Here is a 23559-nt window from a genome sequence, read left to right as displayed (position 1 = left end):
GCATCTAAAAAAGGCAAATCAGCATAGCCAGATTTGCCGGGTTATTCGAAACTACTCTTCGAGCGCAGCGATGTCGGCAATAAATTTTTCCAGAAACATGCAGGTGCGGATTTGCAGCGCAGCTTCTTCAAAATTACCCAAGTCTATCGAGTTGCCAACGGCATGCAATTGCGTTCTTAGTGCACTGTTAAGTTCGCGCTCCAGACGTAGCAAGGCGGCTTCATTATTGTCCTGACGTGCCTCATCAAAGGACTCGCGCCATTCCATCTGTTGCATCAAAAATGCGCCAGGCATGGAAGTGTTGGATTCTGTTTGTAAATCCACACCCTGCAATTCGCATAGGTAGCGTGCACGTTTGAGTGGCTTTTTCAGAGTCTGGTAGGCCTCGTTTGCCCTGGTTGCCCATTGCATTGCGACGCGTTTTTCAGCTTCGCTGGCTTGTACGAACTTGTCCGGGTGCACCTGGTTTTGCACTTCGCGGTAAGCTGCGTCCAGTTGTCCCTGATCAAGTGCAAACTGCTGCGGCAGCTGAAACAGCTCAAAATGATTCTGCATCTGTGCCAGCCTTAAATTCTAAAACTTTCTCCACAGCCACATTCGTCTTTGACGTTGGGGTTGTAGAATTTGAAGCCTTCGTTCAAGCCTTCGCGGGCAAAATCCAGCTCGGTACCATCAATATACGGCAGGCTTTTGGGGTCAACAAATACCTTGACGCCATGTGATTCAAAAATCTGGTCTTCGTTACCGACTTCATCCACATACTCAAGTTTGTAAGCCATGCCCGAGCAGCCGGTTGTACGTACCCCAAAACGCAGGCCTATGCCTTTGCCGCGACGTTCCATGTAACGGGTCACATGTTTTGCCGCTTTTTCTGTGAGTGTAATAGCCATATTTATTCCAGTTTTTTGCTGCTAAACTTTTGTTACCGGTTTTCTTGATTCAGGCACTTTGTTCAGCGCTGTGCTTGTTTTTGTAATCCAGCACAGCAGCCTTGATCGCATCTTCTGCCAGGATCGAGCAGTGGATCTTGACCGGTGGCAGTGCCAGTTCTTCAGCAATTGCCGTGTTCTTGATTTCCAAAGCCTGATCCAGTGTCTTGCCCTTGACCCATTCAGTTACCAGGGAAGAAGAGGCAATCGCTGAGCCGCAACCGTAAGTTTTGAATTTTGCATCCTGGATAACGCCATCAGCGCCCACCTTGATTTGCAACTTCATGACGTCGCCGCAAGCAGGCGCGCCGACCATGCCCGTACCTACGGTGTCATCGCCTTTTTCAAAAGCGCCGACATTGCGTGGGTTTTCATAGTGATCCAACACTTTTTCAGAATAAGCCATTTTGATGCTCCTTGAATTTGTTCAAATGCGTTTGTTCAAATGCGCATTCAAAATTGAATTAATGCGCAGCCCACTGGATAGTAGAGATATCAATACCGTCCTTGTACATATCCCAGAGAGGGGACAATTCACGCAACTTGGCAACCTTGGTCTTCAGCAAGTCTATCGTAAAGTCGATATCTTCTTCTGTCGTGAAACGGCCGATAGTAAAGCGTATTGAGCTGTGCGCCAGTTCATCGCTGCGGCCAAGTGCGCGCAGTACATACGACGGTTCCAGGCTGGCAGAGGTACATGCAGAGCCAGACGATACTGCAATATCCTTGATCGCCATGATCAGGGATTCGCCTTCAACATAGTTGAAGCTCACATTCAAGTTGTGTGGTACACGGTGCTCCATGTCGCCATTGACATAGGTCTCTTCAATTTCTTGCAAACCTTTTGCCAGGCGGTCACGCATGGCGCGTACGTGCGCCAGTTCGCTTTCCATTTCTTCTTTGGCGATGCGGAAGGCTTCGCCCATGCCGGCGATCTGGTGGGGAGCCAGCGTGCCAGAACGGAAGCCGCGCTCATGACCACCACCATGCATCTGTGCTTCAAGGCGTACGCGTGGCTTGCGGCGGATATACAGCGCGCCTATGCCTTTCGGACCATAGGATTTATGGGCAGAGAAAGACACAAGATCAACCTTGGTATTTTCCAGATCGATATGAACCTTGCCAGTTGCCTGGGCTGCATCGGAATGGAATACGATACCTTTTTCGCGGCACAACTCACCAATTTCAGCGATGGGCTGAATGACACCAATTTCATTGTTGACCCACATCACGGATACCAGGATGGTGTCCGGACGGATAGCTGCTTTCAACTGCTCTATCGTAATCAGGCCATTATCACCAGGCTGCAGATAGGTAGCTTCAAAGCCCTGACGTTCCAGTTCGCGTACCGTATCCAGCACTGCTTTGTGCTCGGTTTTTACCGTGATGATGTGCTTGCCTTTGGCCTTGTAAAAGTTTGCCGCACCCTTGAGTGCCAAGTTGTTGCTTTCTGTTGCGCCAGAAGTCCAGATGATTTCACGCGGATCGGCATTGACCAGGTCAGCCACTTGCGCACGCGCATCTTCCACCGCTTTTTCTGCATCCCAGCCATACATGTGGCTACGTGAGGCAGGGTTGCCGTATTGCGCACGCAGGAAAGGAATCATCTTGTCAGCAACACGAGGGTCAACCGGCGTCGTCGCCGAATAATCCATGTAGATAGGGAAATGCGGTGACTTCAGTGTGTCCAGCAGGCTTTGTTCCAAAGGGGCGTTCATTCAAAACTCCAAATATTCAAGAGGCAGTGTGGCTGACATGCGTATGGTGCATGACGACTACATGATTTTCTGATGCTTTCTGTCTTTGCTGATTGACCAGATCCTGGAGTGAAACAGAATCCAGGTAATCGACCATTTTGGCGTTCAGCGTCGCCCACAGGTCGTGTGTCATGCAATGCAGGCCATTTTCATGATCACTGCCATGACAATTGCCTTTGCCACCGCATTGTGTTGCATCGAGAGGCTCGTCAACTGCGATGATAATATCGGCAACGGTGACATTTTGTGCCTTGCGGGCAAGATTATAGCCGCCGCCAGGTCCACGCACGGATTCAACGATTTCATGGCGACGCAGTTTTCCGAACAACTGTTCAAGATAAGACAGGGAAATGTCCTGGCGCTGGCTGATGCCAGCCAGGGTCACTGGTCCCTTATCTTGGCGCAGAGCCAAATCTATCATTGCCGTCACGGCAAAACGTCCTTTAGTGGTCAGTCGCATATGTTACTCCGGGGATACTCCACGCAAGAAAAGCCGAATGCCCTGAGTTGTTGAGCATTTTAGTCAAGTATAGCAAACTTGAGTAATTTTGTCAGGAATAGGCTTATAGTGAGGAGGGAGATGCCAGGTGAGCTTTTCGCCCAGTTGTGTAATGCCACCATGCCTGAGGCGGTTCGCCATCCATGAATTTTACTATGGAAATGAAAACGTCGTAGACGCAGGGGTCATGCCTGATTTTGGTCACGGCACACAACTCATCATACATCTGGTATGGATTTCGCCCCTTTAACTGCTGTGGCTTAGTAATGCCCAGCAAGTGCAAGTCGGCGACCGTTGCCTTGCCAACATTTGGTAGTTGCTCCAATTGCTTGATGTCAGTGCAAGTGAGTGCTTTTTTCATAAATCTTTTTATTCCTCCGGATGTTCGAGTCGCTGAATATGAAATTCTAAAACGATTTTCTGCTCTTATAAAGTCAAAGACCGCCTAAAGGCGGTCTTCTTAAAGCTAAATAGCGCTAATTCATTTGGTCTGAATCAAATATCAAAGCTAATGCCTTGTGCTAACGGTAATGAATTACTGTAGTTGAAAGTGTTTGTGGAACGCCGCATATAGGCTTTCCATGCATCAGAACCAGATTCACGGCCACCGCCAGTTTCTTTCTCACCACCAAATGCACCGCCAATTTCAGCACCAGATGGACCGATGTTGACATTGGCGATACCGCAGTCACTGCCCGCAGCAGAAACAAACGTCTCAGCTTCGCGCAGATCAGTAGTGAAGATGGAAGATGACAAACCTTGCGGTACTTCATTATTCAAGCTGATGGCTTGCTGCAAATCGCTGTAACGCACGATGTACATGATAGGCGCAAAGGTTTCATGGTGCATGGATGCTGTTTGGGCTGGCATTTCCACCAGAGCCGGGCTGACGTAAAAACCGTTTTCATTGCCAGCAACGATTATGCGATTACCACCAAATACCTGGCCTTGTTCCGATTTTGCAATCGCCAATGCGCTTTGCATGGCATCAAAAGAGCTGGCATCAATCAATGGGCCGACCAGAGTGCTCTTTTCCAGGGGGTTGCCAACTGGCAGGCCTGCATAGATTTTCTTCAGGCGCGGCACCAGTGTGTCATAAATACTGTCATGTACGAACAAACGGCGCAGGGTAGTGCAGCGTTGACCAGCCGTGCCAACAGCAGAGAAAGTGATGGCACGGACAGCCATTTCGAGGTCGGCACTAGGCGCCACGATCATTGCGTTATTGCCACCCAGTTCAAGAATGGTGCGTGTAAGGCGTTTGGCGCAGACTTCGGCAACCTGGCGGCCCATGCGGGTGCTGCCAGTGGCGCTGACCAGGGCGATACGCTTGTCTTCTACCATTTGCGCGCCAGTATCGCGCCCGCCTATGATCAGTTCTGCCAGGCCTGCCGGGGCATCGCTGCCAAAGCGGGCAACGGCCTTCTTGAACAGGGCATGGGTAGCGATGGCTGTCAGTGGCGTTTTTTCAGAAGGTTTCCATGTCACGCTATTACCGCAAACAAAAGCCAGTGCCGCATTCCATGCCCAAACGGCAACCGGAAAATTGAAGGCAGAAATCACACCTACTACACCTATCGGATGCCATTGTTCCATCATGCGATGGCCAGGACGCTCAGAGGCGATAGTCAGGCCATACAATTGGCGCGATAAGCCAACAGCGAAATCGCAGATATCGATCATTTCCTGTACCTCGCCCAGGCCTTCTTGCAGGATTTTGCCTGCTTCCAGCGTCACCAACTGGCCCAGTGCCAGCTTGTGCGTGCGCAATTCTTCACCAAACAGGCGTACCAGTTCTCCGCGGCGAGGAGCCGGGATATTGCGCCATTGCAAAAATGCAGCATGGGCGCGGTCTATGCGCTGTTTGACTTCAGCGGCTGTGTCGGCACGCAGGCTGGCCAGATTTTTGCCATCTATAGGAGAAATGCTGTGAATATCGCTACCTTGATAATCGTTTAAATTGATATCAAGCTCTTTCAGGATTACTTGCAAAGTGGTGTTTTCCATCTTGTTTGCCTCGGTACGTTTTTAGCACATACAGGCTTTCTTTTGGAAAGCCTGTATTTAAGCAGTTTATTGGATAGGCTCAATGCCGTGGCAGTATTGTAGCTGTGCCAGTGATCTTATGCCCAGTTCAGCAATGCCAGTTGACTATGCTGCGTAGTATTGACCAAAGCGATTTGCCAGGAAATCAGCCAAAACAGCTTGCTCCTGACGCACCAGTCCATGCTGTGGCAATTTGGCAGTGACCACCAGATCAACCATGGCGCAAATGCCAGAGGCAGTTGTCAACTGTATGGCTGACAGCAATTGGCCATTGACTTTTTGCGCATAGATTTTCTTGGCATAAGACTCTTGTTCCAAGCGACCATCGCGCATTCCAACAACGCTGACAAAGACCAGTACCACGTCCTGCTTGGTCATGGGAATAGCTGTTTCCAAAACTTCTTTCAAAATCGGGCGGCGCTCGAGTTTGCCCAGTTGCAGATCGCGTATCAATACTTTGACGATATCACGGTGACCAGGGTAGCGCACGGTCTTGTAGTTCAAGTTTTGTACTTTGCCTTCCAGGCTTTCGCATAACGTACCCAGACCGCCGGAAGTATTGAAGGCTTCGTAGTCTATGCCATCCAGGGAGAAATGCTCGATTTCTTCCAGTGCCGCGGTTTCACGCAATTCGCCATCGACAATCGCTTCGCAAGGGTTGCAATACTCATTGATCAGACCGTCAGTACTCCAGGTCAGATTGTATTTGAGTGCATTGTTAGGAAAGGTAGGCAGGGCACCGACGCGCATATTGACGTCACGCAGGGTTTCAAAACGCTTGGCCACATCATTGGCCACAATGGAGATAAAGCCTGGAGCCAGGCCGCATTGTGGCACGAAGGCGCAATCTGCGCCTTCAGCCAGTTGTTTGACGATGCGTGTGCTTTCCACGTCTTCAGTCAAATCAAAATAATGGGAATTAGCTTCACGCGCTGCGCCAGCGATGATGGGTGTTAAAAAGTACGGACAAGCAGACATGGTGACTTTATGACCGCGTATCAATTCCGTAACTGCAGCTTTATCACCCAGATCAGCCTGGACGATGCGGGTATTTGGGAAGCCGGCCTGTTCTACATATTTTAAGCGTTCCAGGTCGCGGTCTGCTACGGTGATGTGGTAATCGCCAGTATGGGACAGCAAATTGAGAATCGCATCGCCAATTTTGCCTGCGCCCAAAAGAATTAATTTAGTTGCCATATAGTCTCCGTTATCTAATTGTTGTGGTTTGTTATGGTTTCTTACGAAAGGAAATGCAAGATTGATACGGAAGTCTAGGCCTTAGTTTTGTCAGTTAATAGCAGCAAAGTTATCGTCATATTGTGTATTTGCGAGATAATATGTCTAAATTATTAGACATAATGACGATATGAAACCTGATCTTGACGAGATAGATGACAAAATCCTGGCCTTGCTGATGGATAACGCACGCTTGCCGGTGACCAGCATCGCCAAATCGGTAGGCATAGCGCGAACGACGGTGATTGCCCGCATTGCGGCACTGGAAAAGCGCGGCGTCATTGCCGGTTATGGCTTGAAGTTAAATCAAAAAATGGTGCAGCCTGCTGTCAGGGCTTATGTCGGGCTATCGGTCGAGGCGCGCTACGCTGCCGGGTTGATTAAATATTTGCAGCAGTTACCAGAAACTGAAACCTTATGCGCAGTCAGCGGCGCAATTGACTATATGCTGACTTTGAGGTGCAGTAATACGGAAACTCTGGACAAGCTGTTGGATCAAATAGGAGCGCTCGATGGCGTCAGGCAGACTTCAACCTCGGTCATACTGAGCAAGAGGATAGATCGCGGATCGCTGTAGGGAAGCGGTAGAGCCGAATAATGTGGGTAATGTCAATTCGGCTGGGTAGGGAAGATTAAGTACTGCTTGCAGACTTGGCTTGCGATTTTTTATCTTCTGAAGCCGTCTTTTTAGCCGCTGCAGGCACTGGCTGCGCATTGTCAGTAAAGCGCTGATTCGATTGCTGTAGTATTTGTAAATGCACAGATGCGCGGTCAACTCCGCTTCGGTCCAGCTGCAATGGTGCAGGAATTGCCGTTGTCTGCGCCAGTGCTTCTTGCATGACTTCCGTTGTTTTGTCCTGATCTTCATTCGGGGTAGGAACCGACGGCGTAAACATAAAATCTTGCGAAAAGGCAATTCCCGCCAACAAGGTAGAAGAAAGCACGCACAAGAATATGGATTTTTTTAACATGATTGCCCGCAAATAAATAAGTGCTACCCAGTGGTGCAAATAGGCGCTATGGCTTGTGCGACCAAGTGCTTATATGCATCTCAAATACCTCAAAAAATGCCATCGCGAATATCAACTATAAATATTCAACAAGTGATAAATGAGCTTTGTGTTGATTTTTGCAAAATAGATCTTTTAGACGGTAAAGCTCAAACAAGCAATTGCGGTTTCTTGTGAACGGGCACTTTTGCTTGCTGAGCTTGCCTGTCTTGCAGGTCGAATGCGAATTTTTCTTCAGCGCTGAGGCGTTTTGCCGCGATGAAGACAGTTTGTATCAAGCCACTAGCCTGTTCAGCATCAAAAGCGATTTTTTGTTGTTCTGTCAGTCTTTGTGCTGTTATCGTGACTGTGGGAATTCTTGCTTTTACAGTAACTTGGTTAATATAGGTAGCCACTGGCACTATGGTAGCAGCAAATGCAAAAATGGTTAAGAGTGTCAAATTGGTTTTCTTGGCGATATTCATTTTTTTCTCCCTGATTCTTCATAAGGTCTTGCGATGTAAGCACTTTAAGCAAATTGCCCTGTGCCTGCCATGCGTTTGCGATGAAATGCAGAAAGCGGGGGATGAAATTCAAGAATTGAAACATGAGCAGTGAAGCCAGCCTTAAAAAACACAGGTGATTTTTGCAATTTTATGTGGCTGTGAGAGATACTGTAGCCCTGTCAGGAAATTGGGCTTGGAGCCGGCATGCTAGCAAAACAGAATATAAAGCAGTTTTTTTTCATACTCGGCATTTGGCCTTTACTTGGATATGCTCAACTACAAGCCTGGGGCGACTACCCATCTTTGCCAAGGCCGGCCGCGATAGGACAAGCTGAAGTAGCGGCTGATCCATACCGGTTGCTGGAGTCCTTAAGTGACACGCAAGTCCGTGCCTGGATGAGGAAGCAGACCGATTTTAGCAATGGCGTGCTGGCACGCATCAGCGGGCGAGATGCCTTGTTGAAGCGTCTCAAGTCCTTGCAAAGTACAGAATTTGGTGCGGGCAGGTTGATTGAGGTACGTGGCCTGCAGTTTTTTGCCCGTACTACAGCGGATAACCGGCAGCAACTATTCCTGCGTAACGCTGCCACCAATGCGGAGCGTTTGCTTTTATTAACGGAGCCAGGGCAGGGCATATTTTTTTTTACGCCTTCCTTGGATGGCAGTCATGTCGCCGTTGATCTGTTGAATCAGGGGCGTCAGCGGCATAGTCTGCGTATTATCAAGACTAATGATGCAAGCATGCTCAAGGACAATCTGGATACGATCGCGGCTGACAGTAAGGAAATCGCCTGGAAACCTGATTCAACCACTATTTACTATCGCAAGTCCCCAGTCAAACCTGGTGCTGATCGTGGCGCGATCTGGCAGCATGTGCTGGGAAGCAAGCTGGAAACTGACGTACCTGTGATCGGTCCAGGTGTCAGCAAGAACCGGCGGTTTGCGGCAAATGATGTGGTGACGATCAAAAGCAGCATGACTTCTCCTTATCTATTGGCAGTGGTTCAGCATGGGCAAAGCCAGGATCGGAGCTTGTATCTGGTCAAGCAAGACCAGGTAAAGGGTATAGCAACTGCCTGGCAGAGACTGGCTGGTCCAACAGACAAACTCAGGAATGCCTGGTTGGCAGGCGACCAGCTTTATTTGCTCTCAATAAAAAAGAAAAGCACAGGAGCGATCCTGAAGATGGATTTAAAAACGCCACAATTGAACACTGGCAAGGAAGTATTGTCGGCTAGTAGCGACGAATTGCTGGATATTGCGGTAGCAAAAAATGCTTTATATGTCCATGTAGCTGAGGCGGGCTATAGCAAGCTCATCAAGGTGGAACTGGATGGCGGAAAAAAAGAAGAGCTGGCTTTTCCATATTCTGGCCGCTTGAGTGAACTCAATGCCGATCCGGAAACAGATGGCGCCTTGTTTATATTGGAGGCGGCAAGCGCGGCGCCTTTATCTTATCGTGCCTTGGCAGGAGGGCAAATCAGGAATGTAGAAGTTTTCCGTTCGCCGCAAGTTGGCTTTCATCGCATCGCCAGCAAAAATTTGAGTATCACCAAACCTGGCAGTAATAAGCAAATTGCACTGACACTCTTATATCCTCAAGGGATGGAGCTCGATGGCAAACATCCTTTATTGCTGACGATGGAAACGGGCACTGGTCTATCTAAGCTGGCGAAATTCGATGCCTTGCGCCTCGCCTGGCTGGAGCAAGATGCAGTGATGGCGATCGTCTATGTTCCTGCAAATGAGAATCTAAAGCAAAAAAGCGTAAATGAAGGGCTTGATGAATTTCTCGCTGCTGCTGATTATCTTGTGAGTGAAGGCTATACCAGTTCCGCAAAGCTGGTCACGCAAGAACCCAACCCAGGTAAGCGCTGGCTGGCGCAGGCAATCAGCCAGCGCCCGGAATTATTTGCTGCGGTACAAAGTGCGGCTTTGCAATCTGAGTCGCCAGGGACTGGTAAAACCAGGAAACTGACTGCTGCAGACAAGGCCAGGCTTGTAAACAGCAATCCTTACCTGGATTTGCGCGATGGTCAGTCTTATCCTGCAGCCTTGATCTCTGCGCGTTTTGGCGTTGCTGATACGCCGATCTGGATGAGCAGCAAATTTGTCGCACGCTTGCAGGCTGTAAATGTGAACAAGTCCAGACCGGCATTATTCCGCACTGATTTCGCGAATGCCTGGAAGGCCGACGCTCTGGCTGAGCAGGCAGATAGCTGGGCATTCCTGCTTTGGCAGACAGGGCAAAAGGGCTTTTCTTTGTAGTCCTGAGCTAGGGCTCTCATTGATCTGATTTTATATTTGGAGCTTGTCCGAAATTCTCTAATGTCACCCTGAAACCACACTCGGGGTGATATTTTTTTGTCTATATCACATTTATTGTATTATCTATATTTAATTATTAAAATGACAAATTTGTCGAGCCATGGATTTCTTGACTATTCCCAGACCCCTGTTCTGTGCTTTTGCGCTTCTTCTTCCCGCGCTTGCTATGCAGGCCAAGGCTGCGACTGAGGCCATCGCCACTCCTCAAGTGGAAATCATAGGCATTACCGCCTTGCCTGGCACGGGCTTAAGCAAGGAACAAATTCCGGCTGCCGTGCAAACTGCCAATAGAAAAGATATGGAGAAGAGTGGGGCGCTGAATATGTCTGACTTCTTCAACCGCTATCTGGGCAGCGTGCATGTCAATGATGTGCAGGGCAATCCTTTTATGAATGATGTCAACTACAGGGGCTACACGGCATCGCCATTATTGGGGACCCCTCAGGGATTATCTGTTTATCTGGATGGTGTACGTCTGAATCAGCCATTTGGCGATGTGGTGATGTGGGATTTGATTCCAAAGTCAGCTATTTCTTCCGTGACGTTGATGTCGGGATCAAACCCTTTATTCGGCCTCAATACACTGGGTGGTGCTTTAGCGCTGCAAACCAAAGATGGCCGGCATGATGCTGGTACCTCGCTGGAATTGGGTGCAGGCTCATACGCACGTCGCAATGCCAGCATTGAGCATGGCGGAACGAATCAGCAAGGCCTAGACTGGTATTTTACCGCCAATAATTATCAGGAAGATGGCTGGCGGGATGCCTCCCCATCCAAGCTCAGGCAATTCTTTGGCAAGCTGGGCTGGCATGACAGCAAAAGCGAATTCAAGCTTGGCTATGCATGGGCTAGCAGTGAGATGACAGGTAATGGGTCGCAGGAGCAGCAGTTGCTGGACAATCGCTATTCCAGCGTGTTCACGCTGCCAGATGTGACAAAAAACCGAGCCAGTTTTGTCAATCTGGAAGCCAGAACCAATCTCAGCGACAAGCTGCAATTATCCGCCAATGCCTACTACCGCAATACCCATACTGCCACCACGAATGGTGACCTGAATGAGGAAGCCCTGGGTGAATCCCTGTATTACACCGGGCAAACGGCGGATAAGAACTGGTTGCTGGCACATGCTTATAACCCGGTGATTGACAGCGGTAACAGCAGGACCAGTTCTACTTTTTCTTTCCCCAGCTTGCGCTGTATTGCCCAGGCCGGCGCTAATACTGAGCCAAATGAAAAATGCACGGGCATTATTACCAATACCAGTACCCGCCAGCAAAATTATGGCCTCAGTGTGCAACTGAGTTCATTAAGCAGAGCGCCTGGATATAGTAACCAGATGGTCTTCGGTGCTGCTTATGATGCCAGTCGCACCAGTTTTAATCAGGCCAGCCAGTTTGGCTACCTGAACCCTGATCGCAGCATCACTGCTGTCAATGCTTATGCAGATGGTACACAGAATTCTGAAAATGCTTTTGACCAGCGCGTCAATCTGGATGGGCAAACAAGTACCTGGAGTCTGTTTGGCAGTGATACCCTGACGTTGGCGGATGCCTGGCATTTGACTGTGTCCGCCCGTCACAATAACACCAGCCTCAAAAATACTGACAGACTCTATCCCTATAATAACGCCACTACCAAAGGCGCGCAGCGTGGCTCACTGGATGGGGATCATGTTTTCAGGCGGTTTAATCCAGCAGTCGGTGTCAGCTATGTAGCAAATCCCGCCTTGAATATCTATGCAGGTTACAGCGAGAGCAGCAGGGCGCCAACTTCCATAGAGTTGGGCTGTGCAGATCCTGACTTTGGCTGCCGCTTGCCAAATTCCATGGCGGGTGATCCAGCATTAAAGCAGGTGATTTCCAAAACCTGGGAAGCGGGTCTGCGCGTTAAGTTGCCTGGCAAGATAGTATGGAATGCAGGTGTTTTCAGAGGAGTCAACGAAGATGATATCCTGTTCGTCGCCAATTCTGCTGCAACTGGTTATTTCAAGAACTTTGGAAAGACCAGACGGCAGGGGGTTGAGGCTGGCATGGCAAGCAACCAGGATAATTTCAGTTATGGACTGAACTATACCTGGATGGAAGCAAGCTACCAGAGCGCAGAGGTCCTGGGTTCGCAAAATAACAGTCTGGCAAATGCCAGCGCCAATATCAGCGTTAAGCCTGGTGACCTGATACCACTTATTCCACAACAGATTTTTAAAGCCCATGCAAATTATGAATTTAATGCGCAAATGTCGGCGGGAATTGAAGTGCTGGCCGTTAGCAAAAGTTTTGTGCGGGGCAATGAAAACAATGCCCATGCACCTGATGGCCAGACAAATTTTGGGTCGGGCAGTATGCCGGGGTATGCAGTCGTCAGTCTGTCTGCGAGCTATAGACCGAGCCCGCAATGGAAATTTTCTGTCAATGTGAGCAATCTGTTTGATCAGCGTTACTACACGGCTGGACAGCTTGGTTCTTATGCAATCACCGCCAGTGGCGGCTACAGCAATTCTGACACTAAAGGGACGACTTTCTACACTCCCAGTGCAGCACGCATGATATGGCTGGGTGCGCGTTACAGTTTTGGAGCTAAGACCAAAGAATGAAGCACTGCTGCCAGTGCTTCATTGTGATTCCAGGTACTCTTCAGAAATACTAGCAAGCAGCGTAGTTGACGGTAACCACATGTACAGCCAGGCCACCCAATGAGGTTTCCTTGTATTTTGCCTGCATGTCAAAGCCGGTCGCGCGCATGGTTTCAATCACGTCATCCAGGCTAACGTGGTGCGTGCCATCGCTGCGCAAAGATAGTGACGCGGCTGTAATTGCCTTGACTGCGCCCATGCCATTGCGTTCTATGCAGGGAATTTGCACAAGGCCACCGATAGGGTCGCAAGTCATGCCCAAGTGATGTTCTATGCCGATTTCAGCAGCAGACTCAATTTGCTCATTGGTGCCTCCCAAGGCCGCAGTCAGGCCGGCAGCAGCCATAGCGCAAGCTACGCCGACTTCACCCTGGCAACCAATTTCGGCGCCAGAAATCGAGGCATTGGTTTTGCACAGCATGCCTATGGCTGAAGCTGCCAGCATGAAATTGCGTATGCCTTGTTCCGGGTGGCTGGGTTTGCAGTCTTCTGCATAATAGCGCAACACTGCCGGGATAATGCCCGCCGCGCCATTGGTAGGTGCAGTGACGACGCGACCGCCGGCAGCATTTTCTTCATTCACTGCCATGGCATACAGGCTAACGCGGTGCAATCCATCATGTGGTAATACGTCAGCAGTTTCATTGGCAGTGCGCCATAATTTGGCAGCGCGCCGTTTGACGTGCAAGCCACCAGGCAATTCACCAGAAGTTTGCAGGCCGCGTGAGATGCAACCCTTCATGACAGACCAGATTTTATCCAGGCCAGCATCCAGTTCTTCATCAGTGCAATATACATTTTCATTGGCACGCAGCATATCCGTAATAGACAGGCCAGTGCGCTTTCCATGGGCCAGCAGTTCAGCCATGGTCGCAAAAGGATAGGGTAGGGGTTTCTTACCGGTATTCTCAGAGCTATCGGGATTCGCCAATTCTTCTGCCGAATAAATGAAGCCCCCACCGGTAGAGTAATAGATCTTTTCAAAACTGCTGCCATCATTGCGCGTCAGTATGAATTTCATGCCATTGGGATGGCCTGGCAACACTTCTTGCTTGAACCACAGAATATCGGTGGCGGCATCGAACTTGACCGGGTATTCGCCCAGCAAATTCAATTTTCCTGAGCTGGCCAGATTGGCGAGTTTTTCATCCACACTTTCAGGAACCACGTCCTGAGGAGTCTCGCCCATCAAGCCCAGCAAAACTGCTTTATCAGTCGCATGGCCATGACCAGTCAAGGCGAGTGAGCCATACAGGGCTACCTGTATTTTGGATGCTTTATACAGGTCGCTAGATTCAAGTAAAAATCGGCGGGCAGCGAGCATGGGACCTACCGTATGGGAACTGGACGGACCCACGCCTATTTTAAATAATTCGAATACACGCATGTCCATCAATTCACCTCTTTTTTACTTGTCTCTGATAATTATTTATGCGGCCTGGTTCAACTCCTTCAACTCCTTTTGATCGACACGAATATTCTTTAACATGTCTTCCACCAGTTGTTGCAGGCCTACTTGTGCTTGCCAGCCCCAGTCGGCTCTCGCCACTGCGTCATCCAGACTCTGTGGCCATGATGCGGCGATTGCCTGACGGCTGTCAGGCGCGTAGTGTATGTCAAATGCAGGCAAATTTTGTTTGATTGCAAACGCTAATTCCCGTGGATTAAAGCTTAAACCGGCAACATTGTAAGAAGAACGTATAGAAAGTTTGGCCGCTGGCGCATCCATTAATGAAATAGTGGCGCGTATCGCGTCTGGCATGTAGATCATGGGCAAACTGGTTTCTGACTCCAGAAAGCATTCATAGGTTTCGCCGCGCAGAGCTGAGTGGAAAATGGCAATCGCATAGTCAGTGGTGCCGCCGCCCGGAGGTGACTTATAGCTGATGATGCCTGGGTAACGTATGCTGCGGACATCAACACCATATTTCTGGAAATAATATTCGCACAGTCGTTCGCCCGCCAGTTTGCTGATGCCGTAGATAGTACTTGGGTCCATCACTGTGTATTGTGGTGTGTTGACTGGTGGCGTGTTCGGGCCAAATGCAGCAATTGATGATGGCCAGAATACTTTCAGCGGTTTGCCAGCTTCATTGCGGGTACGTGCCAGCTCAAGTATGTTGAGCAAGCCATCCATGTTCAAGGTCCAGGCTTTCAATGGTGCCTGTTCCCCCGTAGCTGATAGCATAGCTGCCAGTTGATAGACTTGGGTAATGTCGTATTGGGAGACGACTTGCGCCAGTCTTTCTGTGTTCAATACGTCGATGACTTCATAGATTTTTGCGCCATACAGGCTTTCAGGCCTGATGTCGGCGGCGACGACATTATCTGCACCATGCTGGTTTGCCAGTGCTTCTACTAATTCACTACCGATCTGACCATTGGCACCAATGACTAATATGCGTTCCATGGATATCCCTTACTTAATGATGTTTAATTCGCGGCCAGCCTGGGCAAATGCCGACAAGGCAGTATTCAATTGTTCAGTCGTATGTGCGGCAGACAGTTGTACACGCACGCGGGCTTGCCCCATGGGGACCACAGGATAGAAGAAGCCGGTGACCAGCACACCCAGCTCATACAGGCGTGCAGCAAATTTCTGCGCAACTGGAGCATCAAACAGCATAACTGGGACAACAGGGTGGGTACCCGGCTTGATGGTAAAGCCCAAAGCCTCAATTTCCCGGCGGAAGTGTGCTGTATTCGCGTGCAGTCGGTCACGCAGTTCGGTTGAGCTGGACAAACGTTCTAAAACAGACAGCGAGGCACCCGCTATGGATGGCGCAAGTGTATTCGAGAACAGGTAAGGCCGGGATTTTTGACGCAAGGTGTCTATGACTTCCTTGCGTGCCGCCGTGAAGCCACCCATGGCGCCACCTAGTGCCTTACCCAAAGTACCTGTAATGATATCAATACGACCCAGCACATTGTGATGTTCATGGGTGCCGCGACCCGTCGCGCCCATGAAGCCAGATGCATGACATTCATCGATCATGACCAGCGCATCATATTTGTCAGCCAGGTCACAAATCTTGTCGAGTTGGGCGATCGTGCCATCCATGGAGAACACGCCGTCAGACACGATGATGCGGTGACGCTTGTCCGCCGCAGCAATCAATTGTTTTTCCAGGTCAGCCATATCGTTATGGCCATAACGGAACCGCGCTGCCTTGCACAGGCGTATGCCATCAATGATGGAGGCGTGATTCAATGCATCAGAGATGATCGCGTCATTTTCATCGAACAAGGGCTCAAATACGCCACCATTGGCATCAAATGCTGCTGCATACAGGATGCAATCTTCCGTGCCGAGAAAGCTCGACAGTGCTTTTTCAAGTTGCTTGTGTACAGTTTGTGTGCCGCAAATAAAGCGGACAGAGGACAGGCCATAACCATATTGTTCAGTCGCCGCGATGGATGCCTGCACCATGGATTCATCACCGGACAAGCCCAGATAATTGTTGGCGCACAAATTGATGAGCTTGCGGCCATCATCGCAAGTGACTTCAGAGCCCTGGCGGGAGGCGATAACGCGCTCTGCCTTATATAAGCCTTGTGCGCGTAAATTGCCCAGATTACCAGCTAAATTGCTAATGAAGTTTGTCCTGGAAGTGCTTTGGATCATGATGTCTCCTGATTACTGTTGTGTTGATGTGCAGATAGCTTGTTTGCAGGTAATTTTTGATGAATTACTGGCAATTTCATGTTTTCGTATCAAGGGCACTGTTACACTATTGTTAGAAATTTCCAAAATTATTGAATAATTCAATATCTAGAACTAAAGTTCGATATATCGAATATTAAGCCAGCTTTTTTACTGACGCAAGAGTCTCTATGAAAAAAGTTTTACCCAATACCCCGCCAGAAGTAGGCGCGACTTTGCAAAAAATGCGTCTGGAACGTGGCCTGACGCTGGAGGATTTGTCGCGTACTGCGGGAGTGTCAAAGTCCATGCTGTCCCAAATAGAAAGAGAAAAGGCTAATCCCACTATAGCCGTTGCATGGCGATTGGCAAATGCCTTGGGTGTCAGTATTGCGGAGCTGCTATCTTCAGAATCACCCAAGTTGGATACGATACGGGTATTGGAATCCCATGAAACACCTACTTTGCCGGGTGAGCATGCGGGCTATATCCTGCGCATACTTGGCCCCATGGAGCTGGCGGGTAAATATGAATGGTATGAGCTGACGCTGGCACCGGGCGGCGCGTTGGTGTCGAATTCTCACGACCCCGGGGCATCTGAGCATCTGACTTTACTGCATGGCAGTGTTGAGGTTGAAGTTGATGGTGTATGTAAAAAATTGAAGCTAGGCGCAACTGCACGTTATAACGCTGACAAAAATCATGCTATACGTAACTTGGGCAAGACCGAGGCCAAAGCTTTGCTGGTAGTGATTCACAGATAACATAGCCAGGAATGTAGTAACTTGCATTCTGGTATGATTTGGCTTGAAAACTTGTTCGCCACATCATATCTTGTCATCGGATTGCAATAATAGTGGTGCAATCAAGCCCTGGTTGTGTGGAGAGTAAGCAGTATGAGTAAAAAAGAAACAATTAAGGTCTATGACAGGCCAGCGGGTGGCTGGGGTGCACTGAAAAGTGTTGCCCAGCAAATCATAGAGCAAGGCATACCTGGCAAAGGAGCTTTGACCCTGTTGTCAGCCAATCAGCCAGATGGTTTTGATTGCCCAGGGTGTGCCTGGCCAGATGCCGATCACACATCGACTTTTGAATTTTGTGAAAATGGTGCCAAGGCAGTGGCGGCTGAATCGACAGCACGCCGCGCTACGCCAGAATTAATCGCCAGTTTGACCGTGGGTGAACTTACCGAAAAGTCAGATCATTGGCTGGAAGCGCAGGGGCGTTTGACCCACCCCATGCAATATGACCGCCTCAGCGACAAATATAAAGTGATTAGCTGGGATCAGGCTTTCGAGTTGATTGCGGCTCGCCTGAATGCCTTGCCAACACCTGATGATGCAATTTTCTATACTTCAGGCCGTACCAGTAATGAGGCTGCTTTCCTGTACCAGTTATTTGTCCGTGAATTTGGTACCAATAATTTCCCTGATTGCTCAAACATGTGCCATGAGCCTTCTGGCTTTGCCATGCGTGAAGCCATAGGTGTGGGCAAGGGAACAGTATTACTCTCTGATTTCCAGATTACCGATGCGATTTTGATCTTTGGTCAAAACCCTGGCACCAATCACCCGCGCATGTTGGGTGAATTGCGTTCTGCGGCCAAGCGTGGCGCTGCCATTGTCTCTTTCAATCCCTTGCGTGAACGCGGTCTGGAAAAATTCCAGAACCCGCAAAATGCGCTGGATATGCTGACGGATCAGTCTTCGGCCATTTCATCTGATTATTTCCAGTTGAAAATTGGCGGCGATCTGGCAACTGTCAAAGGTATGATCAAATGTGTGTTGGAGGCTGATCAACTGGCGCAAGCAGAAGGGCGCGCCAGAGTCATTGATACAGAATTCATCGCTGAACACACAGCCAATTTTGAACAATTTGCTACGGAGGCGCAGGCAGAAACCTGGGATGTCATTATCCGTGAGTCCGGCCTCGACAGGGTGCAGATACAGCGTGCGGCTGATACCTACATGGGCGCTGGCAAAGTCATCGCCTGCTGGGGTATGGGTATCACGCAGCACAAGCATTCTGTGGCAACCATACAGATGATCGTTAATCTACTGCTCTTGCGTGGCAATATTGGTCGTCCTGGTGCGGGTCCTTGCCCGGTGCGTGGTCATAGTAATGTGCAAGGTGACCGCACCATGGGCATCATGGAAAAACCGAAGCCAGCATTTCTTGAACGGTTGGGGCAGGTATTTGATTTTACGCCGCCGCAAAAACATGGTCATGATACCGTAGGTGCTATTGAGGCCATGTTGGGTGAGGACGGTAAGGTGTTTTTTGGCATGGGTGGGAATTTTGCTACGGCAACGCCAGATACAGAAGTCACCCACAAAGCTTTGAAAAATTGCGCATTGACAGTGCATGTGACTACCAAGCTCAATCGCAGCCACTTGATCTGCGGTCATGAAGCGATAATCCTGCCTTGCCTTGGCCGTACTGAAATAGATATCCAGGAAACTGGCCCACAGGCGGTGACGGTGGAAGACTCCATGAGTATGGTGCATCTGTCATCTGGTATTAATCCGCCTGCCTCCAAAGATTTGCTGTCTGAAGTGGCGGTTGTTGCGCGTCTGGCGCAAGCTACCTTGAAAGACCGTAGCAAAACGCCGTGGGCCTGGTTGCTGGCAGACTACAGCCGCATACGTGACAAAATCGCTGCCGTGTTTGATGATTTTGCTGATTTTAATGCGCGCGTCAAAGTGCCGGGTGGCTTTCATTTGCGTAATACGGCTTCTGAAAGACTATGGATAACAGCAACTAACAAAGCTAATTTCAATACCCATGCTGTTCCACTTGACTTGCCTATACATCAGGCACGCAGGAGTAGGCAAGCGCCAGTTTTCAATCTGGCCACCATGCGTTCGCATGATCAATACAATACGACAATCTATGGCATGAATGACCGCTACCGCGGCGTGTTCGGTGAGCGTCGCGTGCTGTTTATAGCTCAGGAAGATATCAATGCTCTGGGTATGCGGGCAGGTGATTGGGTAGATATGGAAAGTCTGTGTGATGATGGTGTAAAACGTCAGGCAAAACGCTTCATGCTGGTGGAATACAATATTCCACAAGGTTGTCTGGCAGCTTACTTCCCTGAAACCAATGGACTGGTACCTTTATCAAGTTTTGCTGATCACGCACGTACGCCTACATCCAAATCGATCCCTGTGATCATCCACGCGCATCAAGCACTGGCTTAATGCAGGTCTCAATGGAATCACTTAATTATTCGCAGGATCAACTTAGTCACGCCCTGATGGCAGAGTTGGCGCAGCATACAGAAGCTTTGTCATTGCCACGTCTTTGTAAGCGACTAGGGGTGCGGCAAAGCACTTTGCTGCGATGCATCGCTTATCTGGGTGAAGAGGTCATCGGCCAGCAAAGGGGGGCAGGATGGGTTCATCTGCGGCAAGATGGTGAACGTAGCTTGCTCAGTCTGACGGAAGAAGGGCGACGGGTTTGCGAATCAACGGCAAATCGGTCTGACGGCGAGTTTGAGGTGCAGACTGGCATCGTCAGGCGTAATGTGCAAAGGTGTACATTTGCGAGCTATGGTGCGGAGGAACTGATGGACCAGATTGCACAGGAAGTACCGGTTGCCTTGGTCTATAACGGTATTTCCCATGCAGTCATGTTGGCTACTCCCATGGATCTGGAAGATTTTGCCCTTGGCTTTAGTTTGTCTGAAGCCATTGTTGATGATGCCGGTGAAATCTATGACATTGAATGCCAGTCAAGCCCAGAAGTGCAGGGCATAGAGGTACAAGTGCAGATATCAGCGGTGAGGTTTGCTGCATTAAAAGAGCGTCGCCGTCATCTTGCCGGTAATACTGGTTGTGGCTTGTGTGGCAAGGATAGCTTGCAGGCTTTGCAAATGCACCTTCCTTTGATCAGGACTGAGCTTGTTTCGCGATTACCCCAGGGCAGTTTATTAAAGGCGCTGGAGGGCTTAAGTTCTTTGCAGTCCATCAATTTGCAAACTGGGGCCGTGCATGCTGCGGCCTGGGTCAATATGCAGGGCGAAATTCTGGTTTTGCGTGAAGATGTAGGTCGGCATAATGCCCTGGATAAGTTGATTGGCGCTTTGGCAATTGTGAAAGTAAAAACCAAGTTGCAAGTTGAAGGTTTCATCCTCATGAGCAGTCGGCTTAGTTATGAATTGGTACAAAAAGCAGCGCGAGCCAATATTGCCATAGTGGCCGCATTATCTGCGCCAACTGCGCTTGCCATTGATCTTGCAGAGCAGGCTGGCATTTGCCTGATAGGCTTTGTACGTCAGCATGGTTATGTGGTCTACACCCATCCAGAAAGGCTGCTGGCCGAATGAAGCCAGCATGAAATCGGATTTTCACCAAATTTACAGAGGTTTTAAGCCTGTAAGAAAGTTATAATAGGAAGAATATTCGCTTTATCCTTCCAATTAATCTTCCCTCATCCTGTCGACTTATGCAATACGCTTCAACACGCGGGCATACCGCAGCACAAAATTTCTCGGAAATACTCTTAGGTGGTTTGGCTCCCGATGGTGGCCTTTATCTGCCCACAACTTATCCTCAGGTAACTGATGTCGAGCTCAATGCGTGGCGCAAGTTGTCTTACGCCGGGCTGGCATTTGAAGTCTTGAAAAAATTTGCGACAGATATTCCCGAGTCTGATCTAAGGGTGCTGACAGACAAGACTTATACGTCCAATGTCTACAAAAATGCCCGCAGCGACGAGTCTGCTGCACAAATTACCCCCTTGCGTGTATTGCAAGACAAGGAAGGCCGCAAGCTGGTTTTGCAAGCCTTGTCGAATGGCCCAACCCTGGCATTCAAAGACATGGCCATGCAATTGCTGGGCAACCTGTTTGAATATACCCTGGCCAAGAATGATGCAGAACTGAATATCTTTGGCGCTACTTCTGGTGACACTGGCAGTGCTGCTGAATATGCGATGCGCGGCAAGAAGGGCATACGTGTTTTCATGCTATCCCCGCACAAGAAAATGAGTGCTTTCCAGACTGCCCAGATGTTCAGTCTGCAAGATCCAAATATTTTCAATATCGCTGTTGAAGGCGTGTTTGATGATTGTCAGGATATGGTCAAGGCAGTGTCGAATGATCTGGAATTTAAAAACCGCCAAAAAATTGGGACGGTAAACTCCATTAACTGGGCACGTGTTGTAGCCCAGGTAGTGTATTACTTCCGTGGCTATCTGAGTGCGACGACCAGCAACGAGCAAAAAGTCTCATTCACTGTGCCGTCTGGTAATTTTGGCAATATTTGTGCTGGTCATATTGCCCGCATGATGGGTTTGCCTATTGATAAGCTGGTCGTGGCTACCAATGAAAATGATGTGCTGGATGAATTTTTCCGCACTGGCGTTTATCGCGTACGCAAATCAGCAGAAACCTGGCATACCACCAGCCCGTCCATGGATATATCCAAGGCGTCGAATTTTGAACGCTTTATCTATGATTTGCTGGATAGAGATGCTAACCGTGTTGCGGCCTTGTTCAAAAAAGTCGAAACCGAAGGCGGTTTTGATTTGTCAGGCAAGCCAGGCAGCGATGGCGATGAATTCAATAAGATTGCCAGGTTTGGTTTTGTATCGGGTAAATCTGTCCACGCAGACCGCTTGCAAACCATACGCCAGGTAGAGAAAGAATTTAACATTACTATTGATACGCATACTGCAGATGGCATCAAAGTCGCATTCGAGCATCTGCAAGAAGGCGTACCGATGGTCGTACTGGAAACAGCCTTACCGGCCAAATTCAATGAAACCATCAAAGAAGCACTGGATCGTGATGCTGAACGCCCGGCTGGCTTCGAAAATATAGAATCGCTGCCGCAACGATTTGAAGTCATGACTGCCGATGTAAATGCGATGAAGGCCTATATCGCAAAAAATACCGGTCTGTAATGAAAATATTCTGGTCGTAGTTTTCAATAAACAAACACCCAATAAAAAACCGCGTAATGCGGTTTTTTATTGGGTGTTCATTAAGCGCTGGAAAAGCAATTCCATATTACTTATTGCAGCCAATCTTTTGCATGGGGAAATCGATTCCTTTTTCCTGATCTTTCATTTTGCCTTCTATGCGTGCGAGCAAACTGCCGTCTGCATTGAGTTGATAGATAACACGCTGAGGAAATTCAGGTCTGGGGTTTTCAAAAACCACTCTTTGCTTATCCAGTGACAGTAATTGAAAACTGGCTTCTGGTTTACCCGAGGGGAGGGCAGTAAAAACCAGGCTATCTGCATTTTCATGTATGCGCATGAATTCCCATGCAACAGTTTTTGAGTTGCGCACTGTTCGGCCCACACCCAACATGGAGCCGCCTGCCGGTGCCAGCCAGTGTTCTTCCGAGCCTGCTTCTGCACCTGCCGCTTGCCAGCAGCCTTGCAGCCATTGCACATCTTGTATGCTATTCGCAGCCCAGCTTGTGTTTACAGAGAGTATTGCTGCACCGGCGGCTGTCATTAATTTCAAACTTATTTTCCAACACATGTTGTCCCCATCGAAGGTGATTTGCCTTAGCCAAAGTTATTTAATTTTAGTATATCTCTATGAGAAATTTTTATATTTTGGGAAAAGCATATGGAAATTAAAGTGTGATTATCAGCGGTGCAAATAAGCCATGAAATTCGATGTAAATGAAGTAAATACCTGTAACATTGTGACTTAATGTGACTGGCGTCACATTCAAAAATAATGTCACATGCTAATCTGCGTTCGCTCATTAATAAGATCTTACATCTATTTAATTAATGCTTTAAAACGGTTGAAGTCAGTGATCGTATATTTTTAATATCAACAATAACTAAACAGGACACGCAATGGCCAACACATCAGCAGATATCCAAAAGCTTTACATCGCATACTTCAACCGTCCTGCAGACCCAAATGGTCTGGCCTACTGGATGGCACAAGGTTTCACCCTGAACCAAATCGCCGACAGCTTCTCCAAACAAGCAGAATACGCCACAGTGTATGCTGGTAAAACGA

Annotated in this window: 21 protein-coding genes; 7 read left to right on the top strand and 14 right to left on the bottom strand. The window is 48.9% G+C overall.

What is annotated here, in order from left to right; translation table 11 throughout:
• Window positions 1-51 precede the first annotated feature (51 nt).
• The 8 genes from hscB to ACO0LG_RS00070 all read right to left on the bottom strand — a co-directional run bounded on the left by hscB (window position 52) and on the right by ACO0LG_RS00070 (window position 6428).
• Window positions 52-555, bottom strand: coding sequence for a Fe-S protein assembly co-chaperone HscB (gene hscB / locus ACO0LG_RS00105; protein ID WP_423022146.1), 504 nt, complete (start codon window positions 553-555; stop codon window positions 52-54).
• An 11-nt stretch (window positions 556-566) separates the two neighbouring features.
• Window positions 567-890, bottom strand: coding sequence for an iron-sulfur cluster assembly protein IscA (iscA, locus tag ACO0LG_RS00100; protein ID WP_423022144.1), 324 nt, complete (start codon window positions 888-890; stop codon window positions 567-569).
• Between the two features lie 49 nt (window positions 891-939).
• Window positions 940-1335 carry a Fe-S cluster assembly scaffold IscU gene (gene iscU / locus ACO0LG_RS00095; RefSeq protein ID WP_186951509.1) on the bottom strand — a complete coding sequence of 132 codons (396 nt, stop codon included), beginning with the start codon at window positions 1333-1335 and terminating at the stop codon, window positions 940-942.
• Window positions 1336-1393: 58 nt separating this feature from the next.
• A complete protein-coding gene (locus tag ACO0LG_RS00090) occupies window positions 1394-2647 on the bottom strand; it encodes an IscS subfamily cysteine desulfurase (RefSeq protein ID WP_423022142.1) in 1254 nt (417 codons plus the stop codon).
• Window positions 2648-2663: 16 nt separating this feature from the next.
• Window positions 2664-3146, bottom strand: a complete 483-nt coding sequence (gene iscR / locus ACO0LG_RS00085) for a Fe-S cluster assembly transcriptional regulator IscR (protein WP_423022140.1) — start codon at window positions 3144-3146, stop codon at window positions 2664-2666.
• Window positions 3147-3249: 103 nt separating this feature from the next.
• A complete protein-coding gene (locus ACO0LG_RS00080) occupies window positions 3250-3546 on the bottom strand; it encodes a helix-hairpin-helix domain-containing protein (RefSeq protein ID WP_423022138.1) in 297 nt (98 codons plus the stop codon).
• 134 nt (window positions 3547-3680) lie between these two features.
• A complete protein-coding gene (locus tag ACO0LG_RS00075) occupies window positions 3681-5192 on the bottom strand; it encodes an aldehyde dehydrogenase family protein (protein ID WP_423022136.1) in 1512 nt (503 codons plus the stop codon).
• 144 nt (window positions 5193-5336) lie between these two features.
• Window positions 5337-6428, bottom strand: a complete 1092-nt coding sequence (locus ACO0LG_RS00070) for a saccharopine dehydrogenase C-terminal domain-containing protein (protein WP_423022134.1) — start codon at window positions 6426-6428, stop codon at window positions 5337-5339.
• Window positions 6429-6597: 169 nt separating this feature from the next.
• On the opposite strand from ACO0LG_RS00070, the gene ACO0LG_RS00065 reads away from it, so the two are divergent.
• A complete protein-coding gene (locus tag ACO0LG_RS00065) occupies window positions 6598-7044 on the top strand; it encodes an Lrp/AsnC family transcriptional regulator (protein WP_423022132.1) in 447 nt (148 codons plus the stop codon).
• A gap of 55 nt (window positions 7045-7099) precedes the next feature.
• Here the strand turns inward: ACO0LG_RS00065 and ACO0LG_RS00060 are convergent, their stop codons facing one another.
• Entirely contained in the window at window positions 7100-7438 is a 339-nt protein-coding gene (locus ACO0LG_RS00060) for a hypothetical protein (protein WP_423022130.1), read from the bottom strand.
• Between the two features lie 188 nt (window positions 7439-7626).
• Complete coding sequence (locus ACO0LG_RS00055) at window positions 7627-7941, bottom strand: hypothetical protein (RefSeq protein WP_423022128.1); 315 nt, start codon at window positions 7939-7941, stop codon at window positions 7627-7629.
• A gap of 225 nt (window positions 7942-8166) precedes the next feature.
• Between ACO0LG_RS00055 and ACO0LG_RS00050 the strand changes: the two genes are divergently transcribed.
• Both ACO0LG_RS00050 and ACO0LG_RS00045 read left to right on the top strand, forming a co-directional pair.
• Window positions 8167-10230, top strand: coding sequence for a hypothetical protein (locus tag ACO0LG_RS00050; protein WP_423022126.1), 2064 nt, complete (start codon window positions 8167-8169; stop codon window positions 10228-10230).
• A 226-nt stretch (window positions 10231-10456) separates the two neighbouring features.
• Window positions 10457-12880: a TonB-dependent receptor gene (locus ACO0LG_RS00045; protein WP_423022124.1), complete on the top strand. Its 2424-nt coding sequence runs from the start codon at window positions 10457-10459 to the stop codon at window positions 12878-12880.
• Window positions 12881-12929: 49 nt separating this feature from the next.
• On the opposite strand, the gene ACO0LG_RS00040 is transcribed toward ACO0LG_RS00045, so the two are convergent.
• From ACO0LG_RS00040 to kbl, 3 genes are read right to left on the bottom strand one after another with little or no spacing between them, the layout of a single operon-like run.
• Window positions 12930-14312 (bottom strand): L-serine ammonia-lyase, encoded by a 1383-nt coding sequence (locus tag ACO0LG_RS00040; RefSeq protein WP_423022122.1) that lies wholly within the window; start codon window positions 14310-14312, stop codon window positions 12930-12932.
• Between the two features lie 36 nt (window positions 14313-14348).
• Complete coding sequence (locus ACO0LG_RS00035) at window positions 14349-15329, bottom strand: NAD-dependent epimerase/dehydratase family protein (RefSeq protein WP_423022120.1); 981 nt, start codon at window positions 15327-15329, stop codon at window positions 14349-14351.
• 9 nt (window positions 15330-15338) lie between these two features.
• The gene (gene kbl, locus ACO0LG_RS00030) at window positions 15339-16544 is read right to left on the bottom strand and encodes a glycine C-acetyltransferase (RefSeq protein ID WP_423022118.1); all 1206 of its coding nucleotides are present in this window, start codon (window positions 16542-16544) and stop codon (window positions 15339-15341) included.
• 209 nt (window positions 16545-16753) lie between these two features.
• On the opposite strand from kbl, the gene ACO0LG_RS00025 reads away from it, so the two are divergent.
• The 4 genes from ACO0LG_RS00025 (at window position 16754) to thrC (ending at window position 22472) form a co-directional block, all read left to right on the top strand.
• Window positions 16754-17326 carry a helix-turn-helix domain-containing protein gene (locus tag ACO0LG_RS00025; protein WP_423022116.1) on the top strand — a complete coding sequence of 191 codons (573 nt, stop codon included), beginning with the start codon at window positions 16754-16756 and terminating at the stop codon, window positions 17324-17326.
• Window positions 17327-17458: 132 nt separating this feature from the next.
• Entirely contained in the window at window positions 17459-19765 is a 2307-nt protein-coding gene (locus ACO0LG_RS00020; RefSeq protein WP_423022114.1) for an FdhF/YdeP family oxidoreductase, read from the top strand.
• Window positions 19766-19776: 11 nt separating this feature from the next.
• Window positions 19777-20892 (top strand): formate dehydrogenase accessory sulfurtransferase FdhD, encoded by a 1116-nt coding sequence (fdhD, locus tag ACO0LG_RS00015; RefSeq protein WP_423022112.1) that lies wholly within the window; start codon window positions 19777-19779, stop codon window positions 20890-20892.
• 119 nt (window positions 20893-21011) lie between these two features.
• Window positions 21012-22472 carry a threonine synthase gene (gene thrC / locus ACO0LG_RS00010; protein WP_423022110.1) on the top strand — a complete coding sequence of 487 codons (1461 nt, stop codon included), beginning with the start codon at window positions 21012-21014 and terminating at the stop codon, window positions 22470-22472.
• A 106-nt stretch (window positions 22473-22578) separates the two neighbouring features.
• Here the strand turns inward: thrC and ACO0LG_RS00005 are convergent, their stop codons facing one another.
• On the bottom strand, window positions 22579-23034 hold the full coding sequence (locus ACO0LG_RS00005) for a DUF6265 family protein (RefSeq protein WP_423023250.1): 456 nt from the start codon (window positions 23032-23034) through the stop codon (window positions 22579-22581).
• Between the last annotated feature and the right edge of the window lie 525 nt (window positions 23035-23559).

It is taken from the genome of Undibacterium sp. Ji42W (assembly GCF_049340405.1).
GTDB lineage: Bacteria > Pseudomonadota > Gammaproteobacteria > Burkholderiales > Burkholderiaceae_D > Undibacterium.
Note: the sequence above shows the minus strand (reverse complement) of the source record. Positions and strands in the feature narration are given on the sequence as shown.

Excerpts from the sequence above, each read along its gene's own strand:
- thrC (WP_423022110.1), top strand. The coding sequence starts at position 21,012 with ATGCAATACGCTTCAACACGCGGGCATACCGCAGCACAAAATTTCTCG.
- ACO0LG_RS00005 (WP_423023250.1), bottom strand. The coding sequence starts at position 23,034 with ATGACAGCCGCCGGTGCAGCAATACTCTCTGTAAACACAAGCTGGGCT.
- ACO0LG_RS00075 (WP_423022136.1), bottom strand. The coding sequence starts at position 5,192 with ATGGAAAACACCACTTTGCAAGTAATCCTGAAAGAGCTTGATATCAAT.
- kbl (WP_423022118.1), bottom strand. The coding sequence starts at position 16,544 with ATGATCCAAAGCACTTCCAGGACAAACTTCATTAGCAATTTAGCTGGT.
- iscA (WP_423022144.1), bottom strand. The coding sequence starts at position 890 with ATGGCTATTACACTCACAGAAAAAGCGGCAAAACATGTGACCCGTTAC.
- ACO0LG_RS00080 (WP_423022138.1), bottom strand. The coding sequence starts at position 3,546 with ATGAAAAAAGCACTCACTTGCACTGACATCAAGCAATTGGAGCAACTA.
- ACO0LG_RS00060 (WP_423022130.1), bottom strand. The coding sequence starts at position 7,438 with ATGTTAAAAAAATCCATATTCTTGTGCGTGCTTTCTTCTACCTTGTTG.
- ACO0LG_RS00090 (WP_423022142.1), bottom strand. The coding sequence starts at position 2,647 with ATGAACGCCCCTTTGGAACAAAGCCTGCTGGACACACTGAAGTCACCG.
- hscB (WP_423022146.1), bottom strand. The coding sequence starts at position 555 with ATGCAGAATCATTTTGAGCTGTTTCAGCTGCCGCAGCAGTTTGCACTT.
- iscU (WP_186951509.1), bottom strand. The coding sequence starts at position 1,335 with ATGGCTTATTCTGAAAAAGTGTTGGATCACTATGAAAACCCACGCAAT.
- iscR (WP_423022140.1), bottom strand. The coding sequence starts at position 3,146 with ATGCGACTGACCACTAAAGGACGTTTTGCCGTGACGGCAATGATAGAT.
- ACO0LG_RS00055 (WP_423022128.1), bottom strand. The coding sequence starts at position 7,941 with ATGAATATCGCCAAGAAAACCAATTTGACACTCTTAACCATTTTTGCA.
- ACO0LG_RS00020 (WP_423022114.1), top strand. The coding sequence starts at position 17,459 with ATGAGTAAAAAAGAAACAATTAAGGTCTATGACAGGCCAGCGGGTGGC.
- fdhD (WP_423022112.1), top strand. The coding sequence starts at position 19,777 with ATGGAATCACTTAATTATTCGCAGGATCAACTTAGTCACGCCCTGATG.
- ACO0LG_RS00035 (WP_423022120.1), bottom strand. The coding sequence starts at position 15,329 with ATGGAACGCATATTAGTCATTGGTGCCAATGGTCAGATCGGTAGTGAA.
- ACO0LG_RS00070 (WP_423022134.1), bottom strand. The coding sequence starts at position 6,428 with ATGGCAACTAAATTAATTCTTTTGGGCGCAGGCAAAATTGGCGATGCG.
- ACO0LG_RS00045 (WP_423022124.1), top strand. The coding sequence starts at position 10,457 with ATGCAGGCCAAGGCTGCGACTGAGGCCATCGCCACTCCTCAAGTGGAA.
- ACO0LG_RS00040 (WP_423022122.1), bottom strand. The coding sequence starts at position 14,312 with ATGGACATGCGTGTATTCGAATTATTTAAAATAGGCGTGGGTCCGTCC.
- ACO0LG_RS00025 (WP_423022116.1), top strand. The coding sequence starts at position 16,754 with ATGAAAAAAGTTTTACCCAATACCCCGCCAGAAGTAGGCGCGACTTTG.
- ACO0LG_RS00050 (WP_423022126.1), top strand. The coding sequence starts at position 8,167 with ATGCTAGCAAAACAGAATATAAAGCAGTTTTTTTTCATACTCGGCATT.
- ACO0LG_RS00065 (WP_423022132.1), top strand. The coding sequence starts at position 6,598 with ATGAAACCTGATCTTGACGAGATAGATGACAAAATCCTGGCCTTGCTG.